The 20,349-nt window shown below is 44.9% G+C and carries 16 protein-coding genes; 4 read left to right on the plus strand and 12 right to left on the minus strand.

The window, feature by feature from the left end:
- Window positions 1-4: 4 nt before the first annotated feature.
- The 4 genes from FW767_RS05370 to FW767_RS05385 are packed head-to-tail and all read right to left on the minus strand — an operon-like array spanning window position 5 to window position 3,129.
- Complete coding sequence (locus FW767_RS05370; RefSeq protein ID WP_121698984.1) at window positions 5-607, minus strand: bifunctional nuclease family protein; 603 nt, start codon at window positions 605-607, stop codon at window positions 5-7.
- Window positions 604-1,683, minus strand: coding sequence for a tRNA 2-thiouridine(34) synthase MnmA (gene mnmA, locus FW767_RS05375; protein WP_121698983.1), 1,080 nt, complete (start codon window positions 1,681-1,683; stop codon window positions 604-606). Before mnmA ends, FW767_RS05370 begins: the two co-directional genes overlap by 4 nt.
- 28 nt (window positions 1,684-1,711) lie before the next feature.
- The gene (locus FW767_RS05380; RefSeq protein WP_121698982.1) at window positions 1,712-2,212 is read right to left on the minus strand and encodes a DoxX family protein; all 501 of its coding nucleotides are present in this window, start codon (window positions 2,210-2,212) and stop codon (window positions 1,712-1,714) included.
- A gap of 14 nt (window positions 2,213-2,226) precedes the next feature.
- On the minus strand, window positions 2,227-3,129 hold the full coding sequence (locus FW767_RS05385) for a DUF5106 domain-containing protein (RefSeq protein WP_121698981.1): 903 nt from the start codon (window positions 3,127-3,129) through the stop codon (window positions 2,227-2,229).
- Window positions 3,130-3,256: 127 nt separating this feature from the next.
- Here FW767_RS05385 and clpB point away from each other — a divergent pair, with 127 nt between their 5' ends.
- Entirely contained in the window at window positions 3,257-5,845 is a 2,589-nt protein-coding gene (gene clpB, locus FW767_RS05390) for an ATP-dependent chaperone ClpB (RefSeq protein ID WP_121698980.1), read from the plus strand.
- Window positions 5,846-5,901: 56 nt separating this feature from the next.
- Window positions 5,902-6,387 carry a hypothetical protein gene (locus tag FW767_RS05395; RefSeq protein WP_121698979.1) on the plus strand — a complete coding sequence of 162 codons (486 nt, stop codon included), beginning with the start codon at window positions 5,902-5,904 and terminating at the stop codon, window positions 6,385-6,387.
- A 284-nt stretch (window positions 6,388-6,671) separates the two neighbouring features.
- On the opposite strand, the gene FW767_RS05400 is transcribed toward FW767_RS05395, so the two are convergent.
- Window positions 6,672-7,085, minus strand: a complete 414-nt coding sequence (locus FW767_RS05400; RefSeq protein WP_121698978.1) for a hypothetical protein — start codon at window positions 7,083-7,085, stop codon at window positions 6,672-6,674.
- A gap of 465 nt (window positions 7,086-7,550) precedes the next feature.
- Between FW767_RS05400 and FW767_RS05405 the strand changes: the two genes are divergently transcribed.
- Complete coding sequence (locus tag FW767_RS05405) at window positions 7,551-8,240, plus strand: hemerythrin domain-containing protein (RefSeq protein ID WP_121698977.1); 690 nt, start codon at window positions 7,551-7,553, stop codon at window positions 8,238-8,240.
- 9 nt (window positions 8,241-8,249) lie between these two features.
- A complete protein-coding gene (locus FW767_RS05410) occupies window positions 8,250-8,846 on the plus strand; it encodes a response regulator transcription factor (RefSeq protein ID WP_121698976.1) in 597 nt (198 codons plus the stop codon).
- Window positions 8,847-8,925: 79 nt separating this feature from the next.
- On the opposite strand, the gene FW767_RS05415 is transcribed toward FW767_RS05410, so the two are convergent.
- The 7 genes from FW767_RS05415 to FW767_RS05445 all read right to left on the minus strand — a co-directional run bounded on the left by FW767_RS05415 (window position 8,926) and on the right by FW767_RS05445 (window position 20,127).
- A complete protein-coding gene (locus FW767_RS05415; RefSeq protein WP_121698975.1) occupies window positions 8,926-10,632 on the minus strand; it encodes an acyl-CoA dehydrogenase family protein in 1,707 nt (568 codons plus the stop codon).
- 3 nt (window positions 10,633-10,635) lie between these two features.
- Window positions 10,636-11,664: an electron transfer flavoprotein subunit alpha/FixB family protein gene (locus FW767_RS05420; protein ID WP_121698974.1), complete on the minus strand. Its 1,029-nt coding sequence runs from the start codon at window positions 11,662-11,664 to the stop codon at window positions 10,636-10,638.
- A gap of 22 nt (window positions 11,665-11,686) precedes the next feature.
- The gene (locus FW767_RS05425; RefSeq protein WP_121698973.1) at window positions 11,687-12,559 is read right to left on the minus strand and encodes an electron transfer flavoprotein subunit beta/FixA family protein; all 873 of its coding nucleotides are present in this window, start codon (window positions 12,557-12,559) and stop codon (window positions 11,687-11,689) included.
- Window positions 12,560-12,649: 90 nt separating this feature from the next.
- Window positions 12,650-14,053 carry an amidophosphoribosyltransferase gene (locus FW767_RS05430; RefSeq protein ID WP_121698972.1) on the minus strand — a complete coding sequence of 468 codons (1,404 nt, stop codon included), beginning with the start codon at window positions 14,051-14,053 and terminating at the stop codon, window positions 12,650-12,652.
- Window positions 14,054-14,071: 18 nt separating this feature from the next.
- The gene (purL, locus tag FW767_RS05435) at window positions 14,072-17,794 is read right to left on the minus strand and encodes a phosphoribosylformylglycinamidine synthase (protein WP_262714005.1); all 3,723 of its coding nucleotides are present in this window, start codon (window positions 17,792-17,794) and stop codon (window positions 14,072-14,074) included.
- A 134-nt stretch (window positions 17,795-17,928) separates the two neighbouring features.
- Complete coding sequence (locus tag FW767_RS05440; RefSeq protein WP_121698970.1) at window positions 17,929-19,728, minus strand: M56 family metallopeptidase; 1,800 nt, start codon at window positions 19,726-19,728, stop codon at window positions 17,929-17,931.
- Between the two features lie 15 nt (window positions 19,729-19,743).
- Window positions 19,744-20,127 carry a BlaI/MecI/CopY family transcriptional regulator gene (locus tag FW767_RS05445; protein ID WP_121698969.1) on the minus strand — a complete coding sequence of 128 codons (384 nt, stop codon included), beginning with the start codon at window positions 20,125-20,127 and terminating at the stop codon, window positions 19,744-19,746.
- Between the last annotated feature and the right edge of the window lie 222 nt (window positions 20,128-20,349).

Genomic DNA, 20,349 nt, shown 5'->3' on the forward strand with positions numbered 1-20,349 from the left:
CGGTTTAATGCCGGTCGTTGCGTTTACGGTTAAGAATTTCACTTACTTTCGCCGCTTCTTCATAATTCTCCTGTGCGATAAGCTTCTCCAACGTACGTTCAAGTTCTTCTACGGCATAATTCTCAAGTTTCGGATTTTCTGTCATGTTCTCTTCATCTTCCGGATTATGGCTGTCGTCTGTTTCAGTTTCTTCCAGAATAAATCCGGTTTCATCAAGAATATCCTTTGTCGTATATATCGGTGACTTGGTACGAAGTGCAATGCCGATAGCGTCTGATGTACGTGAATCAAGCACTATAGTGCGGTCACCGTCGGTAAAAGTAAGCTCAGATGAGAATATGCCGTCTTCAAACTTATATATGAACACTTCCTTCAGTTTTACTCCAAATGCATGGGCAAAGCTGACAAATAGGTCATGAGTCATAGGCCTTGGGGGGATTATGCTTTCAAGTCTGATGGCAATCGACTGTGCTTCCGACGCTCCGATGACAACCGGAATACGATAAGGTCCGTCTACTTGTGCGAGAATAAGGGCATACGCGCCTGATTGTATCTGACTGTATGAAATGCCCAGTACCTTTAATCTTATACGTTGGTTGTCGCTCATAATATTATATTTTGTCCGGTAATTATGCCGCTTCCGTAACATAGATGAGATGCCGCATCGTAGATAACGGCAAACTGCCCCGGAGCGATTCCCTGTACACGATTCTGTGATTCAATGACATATTCGTCATCAGACACATGTGAAAGTGTAGCAGGCAGAAATTCAGGCATATGGCGGTTTTTAAATGTTATATTGACACGGTCACAGCCATCGGCCCACGGATTGCCCGATATAAAATGCATTTCAGCAAGATGAAGTGTCTTGCCATATTGTTTTTCCGTATCATAGCCCTGACTTACATACACTACGTTGTCATGTATGTTTTTCTTTACCACATACCACGGTCCACCGCTAAGGCCAAGACCTTTGCGCTGTCCTATGGTATGGAACCAGAAGCCATTGTGTTCACCGAGCTTACGCCCGGTCTCGAGCTGAATAACCGGTCCTTTCTTTATTCCGAGATGACGTTTTATAAAATCGTTGTAATTTATCTTTCCGAGGAAACATATGCCTTGACTGTCTTTTCTAAAAGCATTGGGCATCTTTACGGCAATTGCCGTTTCACGGACTTTGGCCTTCGGCATGTCGCCTATGGGAAATATGAGATGTGAAAGCTGTTCGTAACTTATGCGAGCCAGAAAGTCAGTCTGGTCTTTTACCGGGTCAACAGCTGTAGCAAGATATACGCGGTTGCCTACTGTATCAGTAGTGGCATAATGACCGGTAGCGGTCTTGTCAAATTCATGTCCCCATCGCTGTTCGAAATATCCGAATTTTATCATTTTATTGCACATGATATCCGGGTTCGGGGTCAGTCCCTGACGCACCGTGCGCAATGCATACTCCATGACATTATCCCAATATTCTTCATGAAGTGAAACCACATCAAACGGACATCCATATTTCTTGGCTATGAAACGACACATCTCAATGTCCTCTTCGGCCGAACAATCGCCTTCGCCATTGTCAAGACCGATGCGTATGTAAAATAAATGAAGGTCGTGGCCCTCTTCCTTTAATCGGTGTACGACAACAGCGCTGTCCACGCCTCCGGAGATAAGTACGGCTATCTTCACTGAATAGACTTGTTTTAAATTATATACTTTATACTTCTTCGAGTTCGTCGCGCTCGTCCTTGCCGCGGCGCGATATTATGAAGAGAGAGATAAAATAATCCAATGATATTTTTCCCGGACCGGCTATGATGAAAAATATAAAAACGCCTATGAACATCAAGGGCAGATATCCGGGTTGTGTGCTTGACAGCGAATATGTGACGGTATCTGACAACATGTCATGCAATATATGGTACTCCGCTATGGACATAGCTACAATAGGGGGCAGTACCGCAAGGCGTGTTAGAAAACCGACCATGATAAAAAGCGAACAGATGACCTCAATACATATCATCAGTATCAATGAAGTTTCGCTATCCATACTAAGTATAGAGGGAAATGTATAGCGAAGCGAGGAAAAGTTAATCAAATGACGTATGCCGAACTGTATAAACATGACTCCGGCAAACAGGCGCAGAAATAAGCGGGCAAGGTTGCTGTAGGCATATCCCGTACTGCGTAAAAACAGGTTTTCAAAAAATATCTTCATAAACACGCACTCTTTTATTGCTGTTGATCATTGCGTCGGTTCAGTGCCGATGCCAATGACAGCACCTGATTTATATTTATATCACGAGCTACAATTTTGTATTCTTTGTCCAGCAGATATATGCGCGGAAGATCTCTGAGGTCGATTGTCGTACCTGCATTTGTGGAGTATCCGGCTTCCCATTCATACGGAAATGACGCTATCGACTTCTTCCATGCTTCAGTGGGTTCTCCGACATATATATCTATTATTTTAAGTTGTCCTGATTTTGTTATGTTTTCAAGAGCTACATCAGTCTCCATACGCAGATGGGTCATGTCGCAGTCGCTACAATCAGGACCGTAAAAATACAACAGATAGTATTCGGCCTTTTGATCATGCAGACTGTGCTGAGCTCCGTATTGTGTTGTGTATGATATGGGAGATACTGTCGAGCCTACCTGAGAACCGTTAAGCATCTTCACATTGTCAAAAAAATGCTTTTTGTCATCGGCGCTGATTTTCTTATTGGCAAATACCGGACGAGTGAACAGCATATACTGTTCATCGGCCCAAAACTGTGCCTCAGGCCCAAACATCTCCTTTTCTGCCGCATAAGCCAATTTAAGCAGATTCTTGGGGTCCTCTTTGAAGCGGAGTGTGAGTTTGTTTATGGCATGCTTTACCGTATCGGCATGAGCATATGGTATAAATGACACATAGTCCTCAAATGCTTTGTTGAACAGTGCGGTATCACCCATCACTTTTTTCATGTCGGCATTGTCCCAAAACCGCGATACGAGAAAACTTGTACGCTGCTGCAATGTCTGTAGACTGTCAGGAACGACAGGGTATTCAAACGGGGTGGTCTTTACTTGTGCCGTCAACGAAAGAGCGTTAGCCAATACCGTGACAGCAATAATAAATGTCTTCTTCATTTAGAAATTGGCATAATTTTTGACAAACAAAGTTAAGAAATGGCAGTGGTAACACAAAATAAATAATCAACATTATTATACCCAAAAGTGTTAGAAAAATAAAGTAAATCCTAATTTATATCATATTATGAATTTCAACAATTTTACGATTAAATCGCAGGAGGCCATACAAAAAGCCGTTGAAATCACCAAAGGTTCAGGTAATCAAGCGATTGAGCCGGTGCATTTGCTGAAGGGACTCTTGACAGAGGGAGACTCGCTGATGCAATTCATATTTCAGAAGGTCGGAGCCAGCCCCGGAATGGTGACTGCTGCAGTGGACCGTGCGATTTCGTCGGAGCCGAAAGTATCGGGGGGCGAGCCATATCTGAGCCGTACGTCCAATGACGTGCTGCAAAAAGCGCTTGACATTGCGAAAAAACAGGGTGACCAATATGTGACACTGGAAGCAATACTCCTTGCCATATATACAGTCAAAAGTCCGGCATCGCAAATTCTGAAAGATGCCGGTCTTACCGAACATGAACTTAGCGCAGCCATCGAGGAATTGCGTAAAGGCAAGAAAGCTACCGACCAAAGCGCCGAAGACACATACAACGCTTTGAGCAAATATGCTATAAACCTTAATGAACGTGCGCGCTCGGGAAAATTAGATCCTGTAATCGGTCGTGACGACGAGATACGCCGAGTGTTACAGATACTTAGCCGCCGTACTAAGAACAATCCCATGCTCATCGGAGAGCCGGGTACGGGAAAGACAGCTATCGCTGAGGGGCTCGCACACCGTATTGTACGCGGCGATGTGCCTGAGAACCTTAAAAACAAACAGATATATTCGCTTGACATGGGGGCGCTGGTTGCCGGAGCAAAATATAAAGGCGAGTTTGAGGAGCGCCTCAAAGCGATAGTCAACGAAGTCACTCAAGCCGACGGTGACATAATATTGTTTATTGACGAGATACACACGCTTGTAGGTGCAGGAAAAGGCGAAGGAGCCATGGATGCCGCCAATATACTAAAACCGGCTCTTGCCCGAGGTGAGTTACGTAGTATCGGTGCCACTACTCTTGACGAGTATCAGAAGTATTTTGAAAAAGATAAAGCTCTCGAACGTCGTTTCCAGAAGGTTATGGTCAACGAACCGGATGAGATGAGTGCCATATCCATACTTAGAGGCCTTAAAGAACGTTATGAGAACCACCATCAGGTGCGCATACGTGACGAAGCCATCATTGCAGCAGTCCAGTTGTCAGAACGTTATATAACGGACCGTTTTCTTCCCGACAAGGCTATTGACCTTATTGACGAAGCCGCTTCCAAGCTAAGACTTGAACGCGACAGTGTGCCGCAGGCTCTTGACGAGATAACACGAAAAATAGCACAGCTTGAGATAGAACGCGAAGCTATAAAACGTGAGGGTGACAAAGAAAAGATCAAAGATCTGGAACGCGAACTCGCCGATCTGCGTGATACAGAAAAAGACTTCAAGGCCAAGTGGGAATCGCAAAAAGAACTGATTAACCGTATTCAGCAGAATAAAATTGATATAGAGCAACTTAAATTTGAGGCAGACAAAGCTGAACGGGAAGGCGATTATGCAAAAGTGGCCGAAATACGTTATTCTCGAATCCAGCAGAAAGAGAAAGAAAATACGACTATTCAGGAGCAACTTAAGTCGATGCAGGGTGACAAGTCGCTGATCAAGGAGGAAGTGGATGCCGATGACATAGCCGACGTTGTATCGAGATGGACCGGAATACCTGTAAGCAAGATGGTTCAGAGCGAAAAGGATAAACTTCTTCATCTTGAGGCGGAACTGCATAAACGTGTAGTCGGTCAGGAGGAGGCTATCGCAGCTATAGCCGATGCCGTACGTCGCAGCCGTGCAGGACTTAATGACCCTCGTCGTCCTATAGGTTCATTTATATTTCTTGGTACTACCGGTGTCGGCAAGACGGAACTTGCAAAGGCATTGGCTGAATACCTTTTTGATGATGAGAATATGATGACTCGTATAGATATGAGCGAGTATCAGGAGAAGCACACCGTAAGCCGTCTTGTAGGTGCGCCTCCGGGATATGTAGGTTACGACGAAGGCGGTCAGCTTACAGAAGCAGTGCGCCGCAAGCCATATTCAGTAGTGCTCTTCGATGAAATAGAGAAAGCTCATCCGGATGTATTTAATATATTGCTGCAAGTACTTGATGACGGACGACTTACTGATAATAAAGGTCGTCTTGTGAATTTCAAGAATACGATAATTATAATGACATCCAATATGGGGTCGCAGGTTATACGTGAGAATTTTGCCGAAATAAATGAAGATAATCATGCTGAAGTTGTAGAAAAGACAAAAGTGCAGGTTCTTGATATGCTTAAGCAGACAATACGTCCGGAGTTTCTCAACCGTATTGACGAGATTATAATGTTTACTCCGCTTAACGAAAATGAAATCGAGGATATAGTCGGTATACAGGTAAACGCCATCAAGCGTATGCTTGCCAAAAACGGGGTTGAACTTGAAGTGACACCTAAAGCTCTTAAGTATCTCGCCAAAGAAGGATACAATCCTGAATTCGGTGCGCGACCGGTGAAACGTGTACTCCAAAGAATGGTACTTAACAGGTTGTCAAAAGACATTCTCGCACAGAAGGTAGATCGTGAACGTCCGATAATAATAGATGTAGAGGGCGAAGAACTGATATTTAGCAACTAACACAACTAATTGCCCTTAACATTGTTTATATAATAGATATTTCAAAACCTGTAATTATGAAAAAAATCATTTATTTGTTGTTTGCTTTACCGTTGTTTCTGGCTTCATGTCATGACGACAACAAGTTGCCCGATGTGTCGCTTGACGTAAAGATGAGCGGACAGACCGAAATCACCGAGGATGGAGTAGTCGTAGTACCGCAAGGCACTAAGTTTATCATCGAAGGTATATCGATAGCCGAGTCATCTGTTGTTAAGAAGGACGTAGCTCTCGGAGGTGCCACATACTTTTGGGATTATGCGCTTCTCGGCACCAATATTGTTCAGCCATTCGGCATTGAGCTCGATACTTCAAGTGCTCCAATAGGGAATCATCTGCTTCAGATAGAGATACCTGTACTTGCTGTAGGATATAGCCCCGCAACGGCTTATATCGCTTATAAAGTAAGTATTGTAGAGCCAGAAGAAACTCCTGACAATCCTGATGAGCCCGATACTCCAGAGATAGTAACGGTAACTCCACAAATGAAAGCCAACGAATGAACATAATTTAGCATCTAATGAACGGGGAACGGTTTTACATACCGTTCCCCGTCTTTTTAACGATGTATTACATGTAATCCTTATACGCCATCCGGAAATTCCTTAGCTCATTAGGGAATTTTCCGAGCCGCATATTGTTCCGATACGCTGAAAATATCCCGAATGAGCCAAAGATCAACCCTTGGAATCCGATACCGTAATAAGAAAATAGAACGTCGCTTAAGGTTTGTGACTGTGATGTCTGCTATGTAGTGGCGTTGTATTACTTATAGGAGACAACTTGTTCATTTCTTTCTAAGGGTCATGGAATAGGTTTTTTCGCCACCCCATTTGCCGCCACAGTCATACCAAGAATAGGTATACGTCGCAGTTTTGTCAGAGATGGAGAACTGACCTTCCATGTAGTCATCAGGCTCGCCCTCACCTAATACAATTTTCAGTTTGCCGTTGGAGACAGACCACTTGGAGTAAGACCAATCTCTAGGAGTGAGTACACAATTGCCGTCATTTTTGAACTCAATTGTCAAGCCTGCCTTGACATCTTCATCGGTAGCAGAAATGACTTCCCATTTTGAACCAGCCAAATTGTCAGACGAGGGTTCATCGTCATCATCGCTACAGCTAGTGAAAGCCATTGCCATAATGACACATAGAGCTACAGCAACCAGCGACTGTAGATGTTTAAGTTTGTGTTTCATTGTAAAACAATGTTTAGGTGCTTCACAATCCCTATAAAGCGGTTACGAATAGATATAGAAAAGGTGTGGGATTGTACTCTGCATATCCCTTTTAGTAGGCTTCTCGCATTGCCTTAGACAGTGGATAGACAGCAAACCCACACCGAGAAGCTATATATACCCCACTAAAGAGGGTAGGTATATGCTACCGATGCAGGCATTATCTGTGCTTATCTTACTGTCTATTAGCGAATTTTGCGAGAATTTACTAAAAGAAGATAATTCAAATAACACCTTTTCAGATGTAATGAGCCAACTCTTCGGCTCTATTTTACGACGCAAAATTACAAAAAATAGCGGTACACATCAATAGGATTATTGAAATAAGTTTGGTCCAATAATTGATAGCCTGCGTAAATATGTCCTAAACTAAAATTGAAGATAGTTTTTGGCTTTTTTTACACAATTCATTAACTTCGTGCTATTATGAAACATGTTCGAGCTTTTTCGGGTAAAGACAATTTAGTCGACCTCATAGAGGAAAATTATAATCTGCTGCCGGTGTTGAGTCGCTTTAATGTGCCTTTAGGCTTCCAAAACAAGCGCATCGATGAAGTGTGTCGTGAAAACAATATTGATGCCGATGTATTTCTTTTTATAGTAAACTTCATTCTTAGCGGCAAACTTGATGCTGATAAGTTGGCTTCTGTATCTCCGCTTGCTATTGTGGACTTTCTACATAATAGTCACGATTATTTTCTGAGATATAAATTTCCCCATATACGGCGTAATCTTCTTGCAGCACTCGATGACTGCCATAATGACATAAATCCTGCTATAATATCATTTTTTGACAGCTATATTGAAGAGGTAAAAAAACACTTCAGTTACGAAGAGAAAACCGTATTTCCTTATATACGCACTCTCATGTCAGAGAAATCATGTGATTATAGCATAGCAGAGTTTAAACGCAATCATGATGAAATAGGGGAGAAACTGACCGAACTTAAAAACATAATACTCCGTTTTTATACAACGTCAAAGCCCAATCGTATGTATGACGTATTGGTGGATCTATACAATGCCGAAGAGGATCTTGATTGTCATAATGACATAGAGAATCAGATACTGATACCTCTTGTAACGATGATTGAAATGAAAAATGACCATCAATAGATCGGTACGATGAAACATGTAAATATAGGCGTGATAACGCAATCGCAATTGCTTATATCGGGGATAAGCAGTTTGTTTAGCAATATAAAAGAATTTTCAGTTACCGTAACCGATTTTGATTCATATTGTGAATTTCAGAAAAAGTGTGATATAAAACCGTCGGTTCTTATTGTAGAACCTATGCTTATGTCGCATGAATATATATCGGAAATAAAAGACCTGACAGACGGACGATGTCGTTTGGTCGCTATTTGTTATTCGGCAATTCCGGGATGCATAACGGAGATGTATGATGCTTCCGTATCTATCTATGACAGTATCGACACGATAAGAAACACGGTAATGCAACTTTTGCAGTCAGAAAGGGTGGACGATGAAACAAAAGCCATAAGCAAACGAGAGAAAGAGGTGGTCAAGTGTATTGTAAAAGGCTTGTCAAACAAAGAGATTGCCGCAAACATGAATGTGTCGGTCAACACTGTCATGACCCACCGTAGGAACATAGCTTCAAAACTACAGATACATTCTACAGCAGGCCTTACAATATATGCTATAGTAAGCAAACTTGTGAGTATAGAAGATATATCTTCGTACAGCCAGCCGTAACATATATTTCATGAATCATAAGAGCCCGGATGTTAACAATAACTTTCCGGGCTCTTCACTTTTGTAAGGTCAGTTGCTTTTATGCCTTTCTGTAAAGGTAAATGGTTGACGGATCAAAGCTATCGATGAATTCAGCATGTTTGGCAACTTCTGCCTTAGCCATATTGAAATATACTCGAGCCGATGCGTCAAACTCGTTGTTGCGCGTAGCGTCAAGCAGAAGCAAGTAACTCATTATTATATTTCCGGCCATTTCGACAAGGCGGCGAGCCATAAAGTCAAGATATTCGGAGTCTTTGGTTGATGTTACCTTCTCTACTGCGGCGGCATACTTCTCTGTAAGTGCCACAAGCTGTTCGCGTACAGGTGCATACTCGTCGGCAATAGCCTCTTGCTCATAAGCTTTTATCTGGTTAAGATAAGTGCCTGTAGTGACATGGCGGATGGCTGCAACGACTTGAAGCTGGGTTGTGCCCTCGTAGATGGAAGTGATGCGTGCATCGCGATATATACGTTCACAAGCATAATCCTTCATGAAGCCGGAACCACCGTGTATCTGTACGCTGTCGTATGCGTTCTGATTACAATATTCGCTACCCAAGCCCTTGACAAGCGGAGTGAAAGCGTCGGCAAGACGTGAATACTTCTTCATTTCGGCGCGTTCGTCAGGTGTCAACGAGCGTTCACGTGCTATATCTTCGTATGTCTTGTACATGTCAACGAAGCGTGTGGTCTCATAAAGCAATGAGCGTGAAGCATCAAGCTTTGCTTTCATTACCGACAGCATCTCATATACAGCCGGGAATTCAATGATGGCTTTACCGAACTGACGACGATCGCGTGCATAGTCAAGAGCCTCGCGATAGGCAGCTTCAGAAACACCTACCGACTGCGCAGCGATACCGAGACGGGCGCCGTTCATAAGCGCCATGACATACTTTATAAGTCCAAGTTTGCGTGAACCGCACAATTCGGCCTTTGCATTCTTGAATACGAGTTCGCAGGTGGGAGAACCCTTGATACCCATTTTATTCTCGATACGGCGTACAGTTACACCTCCGTCGTTCTTGTCATAAATAAACATTGACAAGCCGCGGCCGTCTTTTGTGCCATCCTCACTGCGGGCAAGAACAAGTGCAATGTTTCCGTCACCGTTGGTGATAAAACGTTTTACGCCATTAAGACGCCAGCAGCCGTTTTCTTCGTCGGGAGTAGCCTTGAGCATTACAGCCTGAAGGTCGCTTCCGGCATCGGGCTCGGTTAGATCCATAGCCATAGTCTCACCGGCACAAACACGGGGAAGATAGCGCTGACGCTGATCTTCGTCGGCAAACTCATATATAGTCTCTGCACAGTCCTGAAGGCCCCATATGTTAACAAAGCCCGCGTCGGCGCGGCTTACCATATCGGCTGCCATTATGTAAGGAACAAGTGAGAAGTTAAGACCGTTGTAACGACGGGGGAGAGATATACCCATAAGTCCTGCCTTTACAAGAGCGTCAAGGTTTTTTTGGGTTCCTTCGGCATATATCACACGGCCATCTACAACGTGTGGACCTTCATGGTCTACACTTTCGGCATTGGGCGCTACGATGTCGCCACTGATTTCGCCTGCGATTTCAAGGACCTTTTCGTATGAGTCCATCGCATCATCATAGTTGAACGGAGCATAGTCATACTTCTCTGCATCGGTATAGTTACGCTCTTTCAGTTCAATGATCTTACGCATCAAAGGGTGAGTCAGATGATGCTTAAGACTTGGATTATCGTTATAAAAATTAGCCATGGCTTACTTGGAATTTTTCTTGTAATACTTGATTAGTTTAGGTACAACGTCCTCGACATTACCTGTGATTACATAATCGGCAATTGTATTTATAGGCGCGTTAGGATCATTATTAATTGAAATTATGATCGAGCTTTCCTGCATACCGGCTATGTGCTGGATCTGACCGGAAATACCGCATGCTATATAAAGTTTAGGACGTACTGTCACACCTGTCTGACCAATCTGACGGTCGTGCTCGACAAAACCGGCATCAACCGCCGCACGGGATGCTCCGACTTCACCGCCCAAAGTATTGGCAAGGTCAAAGAGCAAATCGAAACCCTCCTTGCTGCCCATACCATAACCGCCGGCAACGATAATAGGAGAGTTCTTGATATTTACTTTGGATTTTTCGATATGACGGTCTATAATCTCAACGACAAAATCCTCCGGTTTTACATATTTGCCGGCATCCAGAGCCACAACCTCACCTTTGTATGCGGGGTCTTTGATCTCTTTCTTCATAACGCCTTCTCGTACTGTAGCCATCTGCGGACGACAGTCGGGATTCACGATGGTAGCAACGATGTTACCGCCAAATGCAGGACGTATCTGATACAGCAGATCGGTGTATTCCTTGCCGGTCTTGGGGTCTTTATGGTCGCCTATCTCCAATGCGGTACAGTCGGCTGTCAGACCGCTATGCAGACATGAAGACACACGCGGACCGAGGTCACGGCCTATGCATGTAGCACCCATGAGGCATATCTGCGGTTTTATCTCCTTGAACAGATTGATAAGCACTGCAGCATGAGGATTGGAAGTATAGGGATAAAGACGTTTGTCTTCAACCTTATATACTACATCCGTACCATAGGGGAAAATCTGCTCCTCTATGTTGTCAAGTTTGTCGCCTATTACTACCGCTTCGAGTTTTACGCCGAGACGGTCGGCAAGTACACGGCCTTTTGTGAGAAGTTCAAGGCTTACATCGGCAACTTTGCCGTCTTCGTACTCGCAATATACGATTAAATTATTGTTATCAGTCATAATTGTCAAAATATTTAGACGGTTAGCCGATTGTATGGTTTGCTATTAACTCTTTTACGAGATCTTCGAGTTCTGTGTCATTGTTTTCAATGGTGCGGCTCTCTTTGGCGGTAAACACGACATTTTCGATAGCTTTAACCTTGGTCGGAGATCCGGCAAGACCGATCTGCTGCGGATCAGCATCTACATAAGCGGCACTCCATTCCTGCAGGTTCAGGTAGGGACGTTTTTCAACAACTGCTTTCAGATCGTCGCTCAATTTCTCTTTTTCACTGGGCGACACCGCGTATTTGTACTTCTGTATACGGCGGGCATTGCGCGGCCGGCATTCGGCGGCAGATCCGTTTACGGTAACGACACAGGGCAGGGGAGCCACAACAGTTTCGACTCCTGATTCGAGACGACGCTTAACAGTAACCTTGCCGTCTTTCAAGTCAAGTATTTCTTCAGCATAAGTCACCTGCGGCAGTCCGAGTTTTTCGGCAATCTGCGGGCCAACCTGAGCAGTGTCACCGTCAATAGCCTGACGACCGCCAAGGATGATGTCATAGTTGCCAAATTTTTTCACTGCCTGAGCGAGCGAATAGGACGTAGCCAATGTGTCGGCTCCACCAAGTGTACGGTCGGTAAGCACGATACCGGTATCGGCACCGCGATAGATGGCCTCGCGTATTATTTCGGATGCACGCGGCAATCCCATTGTCAGCAAAGTTATAGTCGAGCCGGGATTGGCGTCCTTTAAGCGAAGAGCTTGTTCGAGGGCGTTAAGGTCCTCAGGGTTGAAGATCGCGGGAAGCGCCGCACGGTTGATGGTGCCGTCTTCCTTCATCGCATCCTTGCCTACATTACGGGTGTCGGGCACCTGTTTTGCAAGCACAATGATGTTTAAACTCATGATTAAAGATATTAGATAATTAAATTACTATACTCTATTAAATTATCACAAAGATAACGTTTTCGTCGATTTTCGCCAAATTTCGCATACCTAATCAAAACTTGACCCGTCAAAACAATGGGTACATACTTTGCATTTCGGTAATCCGATGGCTTTTATTATCGTTTCGATTGAATTGAATTTTAACGAAGTGAGGCCCAATTGCTTTCTTATGGCTTCGACCATTGCATTGTATTTCGGCGAGTCGGTAGTGGCGTATTGGTCAAGATCTTTGTCAGGATCGCCTTCAAGATCTTTTATAACCCGACGTGTTATAAGCTCCATGTCACTTTTTGATGCCGTGAAATTAAGATATTTACACGGATATATAAGCGGCGGACAGCTTATGCGTATGTGTACTTCTTTTGCTCCGCAGTCAAAAAGATCCTTGACGTTGTCGCGCAACTGAGTACCGCGCACGATTGAATCGTCACAAAATATGACTCTTTTGTCTTTCAACAACGCTTTATTGGCAATAAGCTTCATTTTGGCAACAAGCTCACGTCGCTCCTGAGTGCTCGGAGTAAAACTGCGGGGCCATGTCGGAGTATACTTCACGATACCTCGCTGATAAGGCACTCCCTTACCTTGCGAATAGCCTAAGGCCATACCTATACCCGAGTCAGGAACCGCACTTACAAAGTCGACCTCAGTGTCATCCTTATGGCCCATGGCGAGTCCGGAGTCATAACGCATCTGATCGACATTCTTGCCTTCATATTCACATACGGGATATCCGTAGTAGGTCCACAAAAACGCACATATCTGCATCGGCTCCTCCGGTTTTTTCAACTGCGTGAACGAGTCGGCTTTAATTTCGACTATTTCCGCCGGACCGAGATTGTAACATACATTATAGCCCAAATTGGGGAAGGCACATGTCTCGCTTGTAACCGCATGCGCACCGTCTTTTTCACCTATTATAACGGGAGTACGGCCATATCGGTCACGAGCGGCTATAATGCTGTCCTCAGTGAGCAACAACATCGAGCATGAGCCTTTTACGCGTCTATACACATTCTCTATGCCCGATACGTAATCAGTGCCCTCGCTTATGAGCGCAGCTATCATTTCCGTAGGATTGATAATGTCGTAGCTGTGTTCGCAAAAGTGATGTCCTTTCGCAAGCAACTCCTTTTCAAGCTGCACTATATTGTTGATGCGGCCTACGGTCACTATGGCAAACTTGCCGAGATGACAGTTGACGATAATCGGTTGAGCATCGGTGTCACTTATGACACCGATGCCGACCAAACCGCTGAAGTCTTTCAAGTCACCTTCAAATTTGGACCTGAAATAAGCATTTTCAATATTATGTATGGAGCGTGTAAACACGCCGTCGCTGCAAGTAGCTATTCCGGCCCGTTTTGTCCCCATATGAGAGTTGTAATCAACGCCATAAAAAAGTTCGTTGATGCACTCGTCGTGTTTTGCAACACCAAAAAAACCACCCATAGGTAAGTGTACTTAATCTTATTTGGTTACTTTTTCAATCCATTTGCGGGCATTTACAAACGCATCTATCCACGGAGTTATGTCATCCTTACGGCGAGTCTCCGGATAGTATCCGCACTGCCACGGGAAGATAGCGCGTTCGAGATGGGGCATCATGGCAAGATGACGTCCGTCAGCTGATGCTATACCTGCTACCGATGCACGTGAACCGTTGGGATTTCCCGGATAGGCGGCATAATTGTACTTGGCCACGATATTATATTTTTCAAGCGGTTCGGGCAGATTGAACTTGCCTTCACCGTGAGCTACCCAGATACCGAGCTTGGAGCCTGACAAGGAGCCGAGCATGACCGAATTGTTTTCGGGTATGGACAATCCTAGGAACTGCGATTCAAATTTATGTGATATATTGTGCTCCATGCGGGCTTTGCGCGAATGTTCGGGAGCTATCAGGTTCAATTCGATCATGAGCTGACAGCCGTTGCATATGCCGAGGCTCAGCGTATCGTTACGTTTATAGAAACGCTCGAGAGCAGCTTTGGCCTTTTCGTTCCAAAGGAAACCTCCAGCCCAGCCTTTTGCCGATCCGAGCACGTCGGAATTGGAAAAGCCGCCGCAGAATACAATCATGTTCACGTCATCGAGGGTCTCTCGTCCTGACATAAGGTCGGTCATATGGACATCTTTCACATCGAATCCAGCGAGATAAAGCGAATAAGCCATCTCTCGGTCGCCATTGACGCCCTTTTCCCTGATTATAGCCGCACGGATGCCGGTTTTACCGTCGCGGCGCAGTTTCAGACCGCGGGAAGCGAGTTTTCCGTCAAAATCTTTCGGGAAACGGAAACGTATAGGTTGTTTCTTATAATTGTCGAAACGCATGGCGGCGCATTTCTCTCCGCTCTGTACGGCGTCCATAAGGTACGAAGACCTGAACCATACATCGCGCATATAGTCGATAAAGAACATATGACGCGCGCCGTCGTGGTTTACAACGAGAGTGCGCTCTTTCGAAGGAGCACCTATGGCACAATAACGCACGCCGGCTTTATCAAGAAGGCTTTCGACTTTCTCACATTTAGCGTCAGCAACCTGTATTACAAGTGCCGGATTTTCGGCAAACAAAATCTTCACGAGATCGGTTTCTCCGAATTTTTCAAATGCATCCGCATCGAAATCAATACCTCCGTTGACATTGGCAAACGTCATCTCAAGCAAAGCGGTGACAAGACCTCCGGCCGATACGTCGTGAGCTGCGATAAGAGCGTTGTCCTTAACCAATTTCTGGACTGCATTGAATGTCGCTTTGAATTTTTCGGCATCGGTAACTGAAGGCACTTCTTTTCCAAGACGGTTAAGAGTCTGTGCGAGGGCCGATCCTCCGAGTTTAAGCGTGTCGCCGGAGAAGTCTATATAATATAATGTGGATTTTTTCTGCTGAAGTACCGGCGATACGGTCTTTCTGACATTGCCTGTCTCTCCGGCAGCCGAAATTATTACCGTACCGGGAGCATAAACCTTATCATCACCGTATTTCTGCGTCATTGACAGACTGTCCTTGCCTGTCGGTATGTTTATACCGAGTGCACATGCAAAGTCGCTACATGCTTCAACCGCTCTGTAAAGAGCCGCGTCTTCGCCGGGATTTTTGCAAGGCCACATCCAGTTGGCACTAAGCGATACACTCTTTAGTCCGTCGGCCAACGGTGCGGCAACGATGTTGGTCAATGCTTCGGCCACAGCCATTACAGAACCTTTTGCCGGGTCAACAAGAGCCACTTGAGGAGCATGGCCTATAGATGTGGCAATACCGGCTTTACCTGTGTAGTCAAGCGATACGACGCCGCAATCACTTAATGGGAGCTGTATTTCACCTTGACATTGCTGACGAGCTATTTTACCTGTCACCGATCGGTCAACCTTATTGGTGAGCCAGTCCTTGCAGGCAACACCTTCAAGACTCAATACGTCGCGCAGATATTCCTCTATTTTTGTAGTATCGGGCTCAATATCTTTGTATGTGTCGATGACGGTGCTGTCTGTCATTATTGTCTTGGGTGAATTGCCAAACATATCAGCCATTGCCAAGTCTATGGGCTTGATGCCGTCGGGTTGTTCAAATACAAAGCGGTCATCGCCGGTTGTCTCTCCAACCACATAGAATGGAGCGCGCTCACGGTCGGCGATGCGTTTTACGTATTCTATATCATCTTCTTTCATTACAAGACCCATACGCTCCTGACTCTCGTTTCCTACAATTTCCTTGGCCGAGAGAGTCTTGTCGCCTACAGGTAGCGAGCCTATCTCAATCTTTCCGCCTGTAGTCTCCACGAGTTCCGAAAGCGCGTTAAGATGTCCGCCGGCACCGTGGTCATGTATCGATACGATGGGATTGTCATCGCTTTCGGCAAGAGCCCGTATTACATTGCTTACACGCTTCTGCATTTCAGGGTTGGCACGCTGTACGGCATTCAGTTCGATAGCATTGGCGTACTGTCCGGTCTCAACAGAAGATACTGCACCTCCGCCCATGCCGATTCTGTAATTATCACCACCCATGACAACAACTTTCTCTCCGGCTTCGGGTATGCCCTTGATGGCATCTTTCTTTGCGGCGAATCCTACACCACCGGCAAGCATTATAACCTTGTCGTAAGCATACTTCTTACCGTTTTCATCGTGCTCGAATGTAAGCAGCGAACCGCATATGAGCGGCTGGCCGAATTTGTTGCCGAAATCAGAAGCTCCGTTTGAAGCTTTGATAAGGATATCGCAGGGAGTCTGATACAGCCATGCGCGCGGGTCCATCATAAGTTCCCAGCGATGCTCGGGCGACATACGAGGATAGGATGTCATATATACGGCTGTTCCTGCAATGGGCAGACTGGCCTTGCCTCCGCCGAGGCGGTCACGGATTTCGCCGCCGGTACCTGTGGCAGCGCCGTTGAACGGCTCTACCGTCGTAGGAAAGTTGTGGGTCTCGGCTTTGAGCGATATGACAGTGTCAAGGTCTTTTACCTCAAAATAGTCAGGCTTATCAGGATTTACAGGATAAAATTGGTCAACCTTCGGGCCGTCGATAAACGCTACATTGTCTTTGTAGGCCGAGACGAGCTTATTGGGGTTGACCTGTGATGTTTTCTTTATAAGTTTGAAAAGCGACGACGGTTTTTCCTCTCCGTCTATGATGAATGTACCGTTGAATATCTTGTGGCGGCAATGCTCCGAATTTACCTGTGAAAAACCGAATACTTCACTATCGGTCAGTTTACGTCCGAGCTTCTTGCCAAGGTCGCGCAGGTATTGTTCTTCGTCGGGGCTCAATGCGAGACCCTCGGCCTTGTTGTACTCCGATATGTCGTCGATGTACACAATTTTATCAGGAGTCTTGGCCACAGTGAAAATCTTGCTGTTAAGGCCGTCATAAACGCGCTGGAGCATTTTGTCAAACTCGGGATGCTCTGCCGTCGTACGATAAAATTCCTCAATACGCGTTATGCCTTCGAGACCCATGTTCTGGGTTATCTCTACGGCATTTGTACTCCAAGGGGTAATCATTTCGCGACGCGGACCTACAAACCGTCCTTTTAACGAAGTGGCTGACAGGGGAGTGGCGCCATCAAAAAGCCATGACAACTTCTGACGCTGCTCGTCATCAAAACGCTGTGTAGTTTCTACCGCAATGATGTGATTCGCACCTTTTTTAAAGAAAACAACCATATATGCCTGTTTTGAAGTTATTATTTGATTGGTTTTAGGCTTGCAAAAATACTAAAAAACGTCGGAAAAACACTAATAAATTACATAAAAAGAAACATCCCCCGGTTTCACAATCGGAGGATGCGCTTTGTAGTATGAAAAAGATGTATATTTTGTCAGTCGTCAAATGTAGCAGTGGTAGTGGTAACCGTAGTGGTGGTTGACGAACCATCCGATTTTTTATCGATCGTTTCGATGACGACAACATTGTTTTTCTTATTTACGGTTATGCTCTTTATATTGTCAGGAGATAAATTCTTTAAATCTTCCTCATTGATGATTTTGCCGTCGATCATGTAAACAGTGCTTTTATCATTGTCACTATTCGGGATAATCACTCTTGTTGTAGTGGAGTTATCATTGTCAGTTTCAGTTATGACAAATGCTGTCTTTTTTATCTCGGGAGACAATGCGGCATATTTTTCTCTTGATATTCGTTTACCGGCATATAATATCTCGCTTTTGTCAAGTATTTCAGGTGTAATTTCTCGGTCAACCGATATACTCATCGTCATATCGGATTTTTTCATATCGCCGTAGCCTACAACGCTGATGTTGCTCGATTTAGAGCTGCCCGACGGGGTTTCACGTTCCTTATCTGGTTCAAGTGTCAATTTAACGGAAGCCCCGTTATTGCATGATATGTCAAGTGTGTTATAGCCGATATACATGACTTTGAATTTCACATTCTTGTCTGCCGACTCTAATTTGAACTTACCTTCGGTATCGGTCGCAGTTCCCCGCTTTCCATCATCTGACTTCACAATGGCGCCTATTATAGGTTTACCGGTTTCATCAACGACCTGTCCAGTCACATAATAAGGATAAGGTTCGTTATTTACCGACTTCGGTTTGGTAGCTTTGGCCTGATCCGAAGACCGTTCCGACGCCGTTTCTCCGACTTCATCGGAAGCAAACTCCTTCGGTACGTCGGAAATAGTTAGAATTTGACTTTCTTCAGGAAAATCGTTAACTTTGTCATCGTAGGCAAGAGCCGAACCGAAATCGGCTGATTCCACATCGTAAATAACCGATGCGATTGCCGGAAGATTGACTACTGCGAGTGCGGCTGCGCAAGCCGGTACCAGAGCAAGGGCTCGCCACCGACGGCACTTGCTTGATTTTGATGATAACATCATGGTGATACGTTTTTTAAGTTTACTATGATTCAGGCTGTTGGCAAGTGACGGGAATCTCGCGCCGACAGCCTTTTTTATTAACAACAGTTGATATTGGCGTGCATTTACGCCGCTTTCAAGCACCGACATGTCGGCCTGATATTCATGAATGGCTTTCAGCTCTTCGCGCATAAGCCATGCCGCCGGATTAAACCAGTTTATAACCAGCACCGCCTGAGCTGCGAGCATGTCTATCCAGTGCATGCACTGAAGGTGTTTTGTCTCGTGAAGCGTTATCGTTTCTCCGGCCGATAAATAATCGTCGCGGCTCATCACTATATATCGCATCCAACTGAACGGGGCTACATTATGATCATCAATCAACACCAGCGTATAACGGCCTTTCTGCCGTTTTTCACCACGGGCTATCAGCTTCATTATACGCATCCACACAATAAGCGTGCTCGTGGTCATCACTACGACTCCGGCAATATATAACGCTATTATGACAAGCGGATAAACGGGGGCTACATATGCATTGCCTTCGTCAACTGACGCGATGGTCTGTAATAATACTGTCAGATCGGTATCAATAACAGATGCCGGTTCTTCGGGAGAAAACAGCCGGCCGTATACACCGGCTATCGGAACATATAGAAAGGCTACTACATATATACATAATATTATAGTGCGGTTGTAGGCATGCTGATTTTCTCCTGCAAGCAGCCATTTGTATATGACATACAGAGCCATTAATATAATGCCTGATGACAGAGAGTATGTGAATAGTGTACCCATGCGGTGCGTAGTCTGTTATTTGGAATTTTTCTTCTCGATAAGTTCGATGAGTTCGCGAAGTTCGTCGGCCGTTATCTTTTCTTCTTCGACCAGAGTAGATACAGCTCCGAAGTAGCTGTTGCCAAAATAACTCTTTATGAGATTACCGAATCTTTTACGGCGGAAGTCTTCCATGCGAGCCACTGCGTAATACTGATATGAGCCGCCGAGTTCATTGTGCGACACGAAGCCTTTTTTCTCCAGTATCCTTACGAAAGTCGATACGGTGTTGAAATGTGGCTTAGGGTCGGGGAGCAACTCAACGAGCTGCTTTACAAATAGGGGGCCATGCGCCCAGAAGAGATGCATCAATTGCTCTTCTTTGTCAGTCAGGCTGTCTTTCTTTTTCTGTCGTGTCATTGCTGCTGTTTTTAATTACGGCAAATATAAAACGAATATTTTAGTTGCGCAAGCGTTTCTAACGAAATTATTAGTTATTCTTCCCGATTTGTAAAATTCTCTTCGATTCTTTAATTTTGCACAACAGAATTGTGTGTCGAGATGCGTTTTTAATAAATTTTGGCATGACATTTGCTGTAATTAAACAACATCGGGATAAAAATAGCTCTCTTAAATTGTTTT

The sequence above is a fragment of the Heminiphilus faecis genome, from assembly GCF_008728965.1.
Lineage (GTDB): Bacteria > Bacteroidota > Bacteroidia > Bacteroidales > Muribaculaceae > Muribaculum > Muribaculum faecis.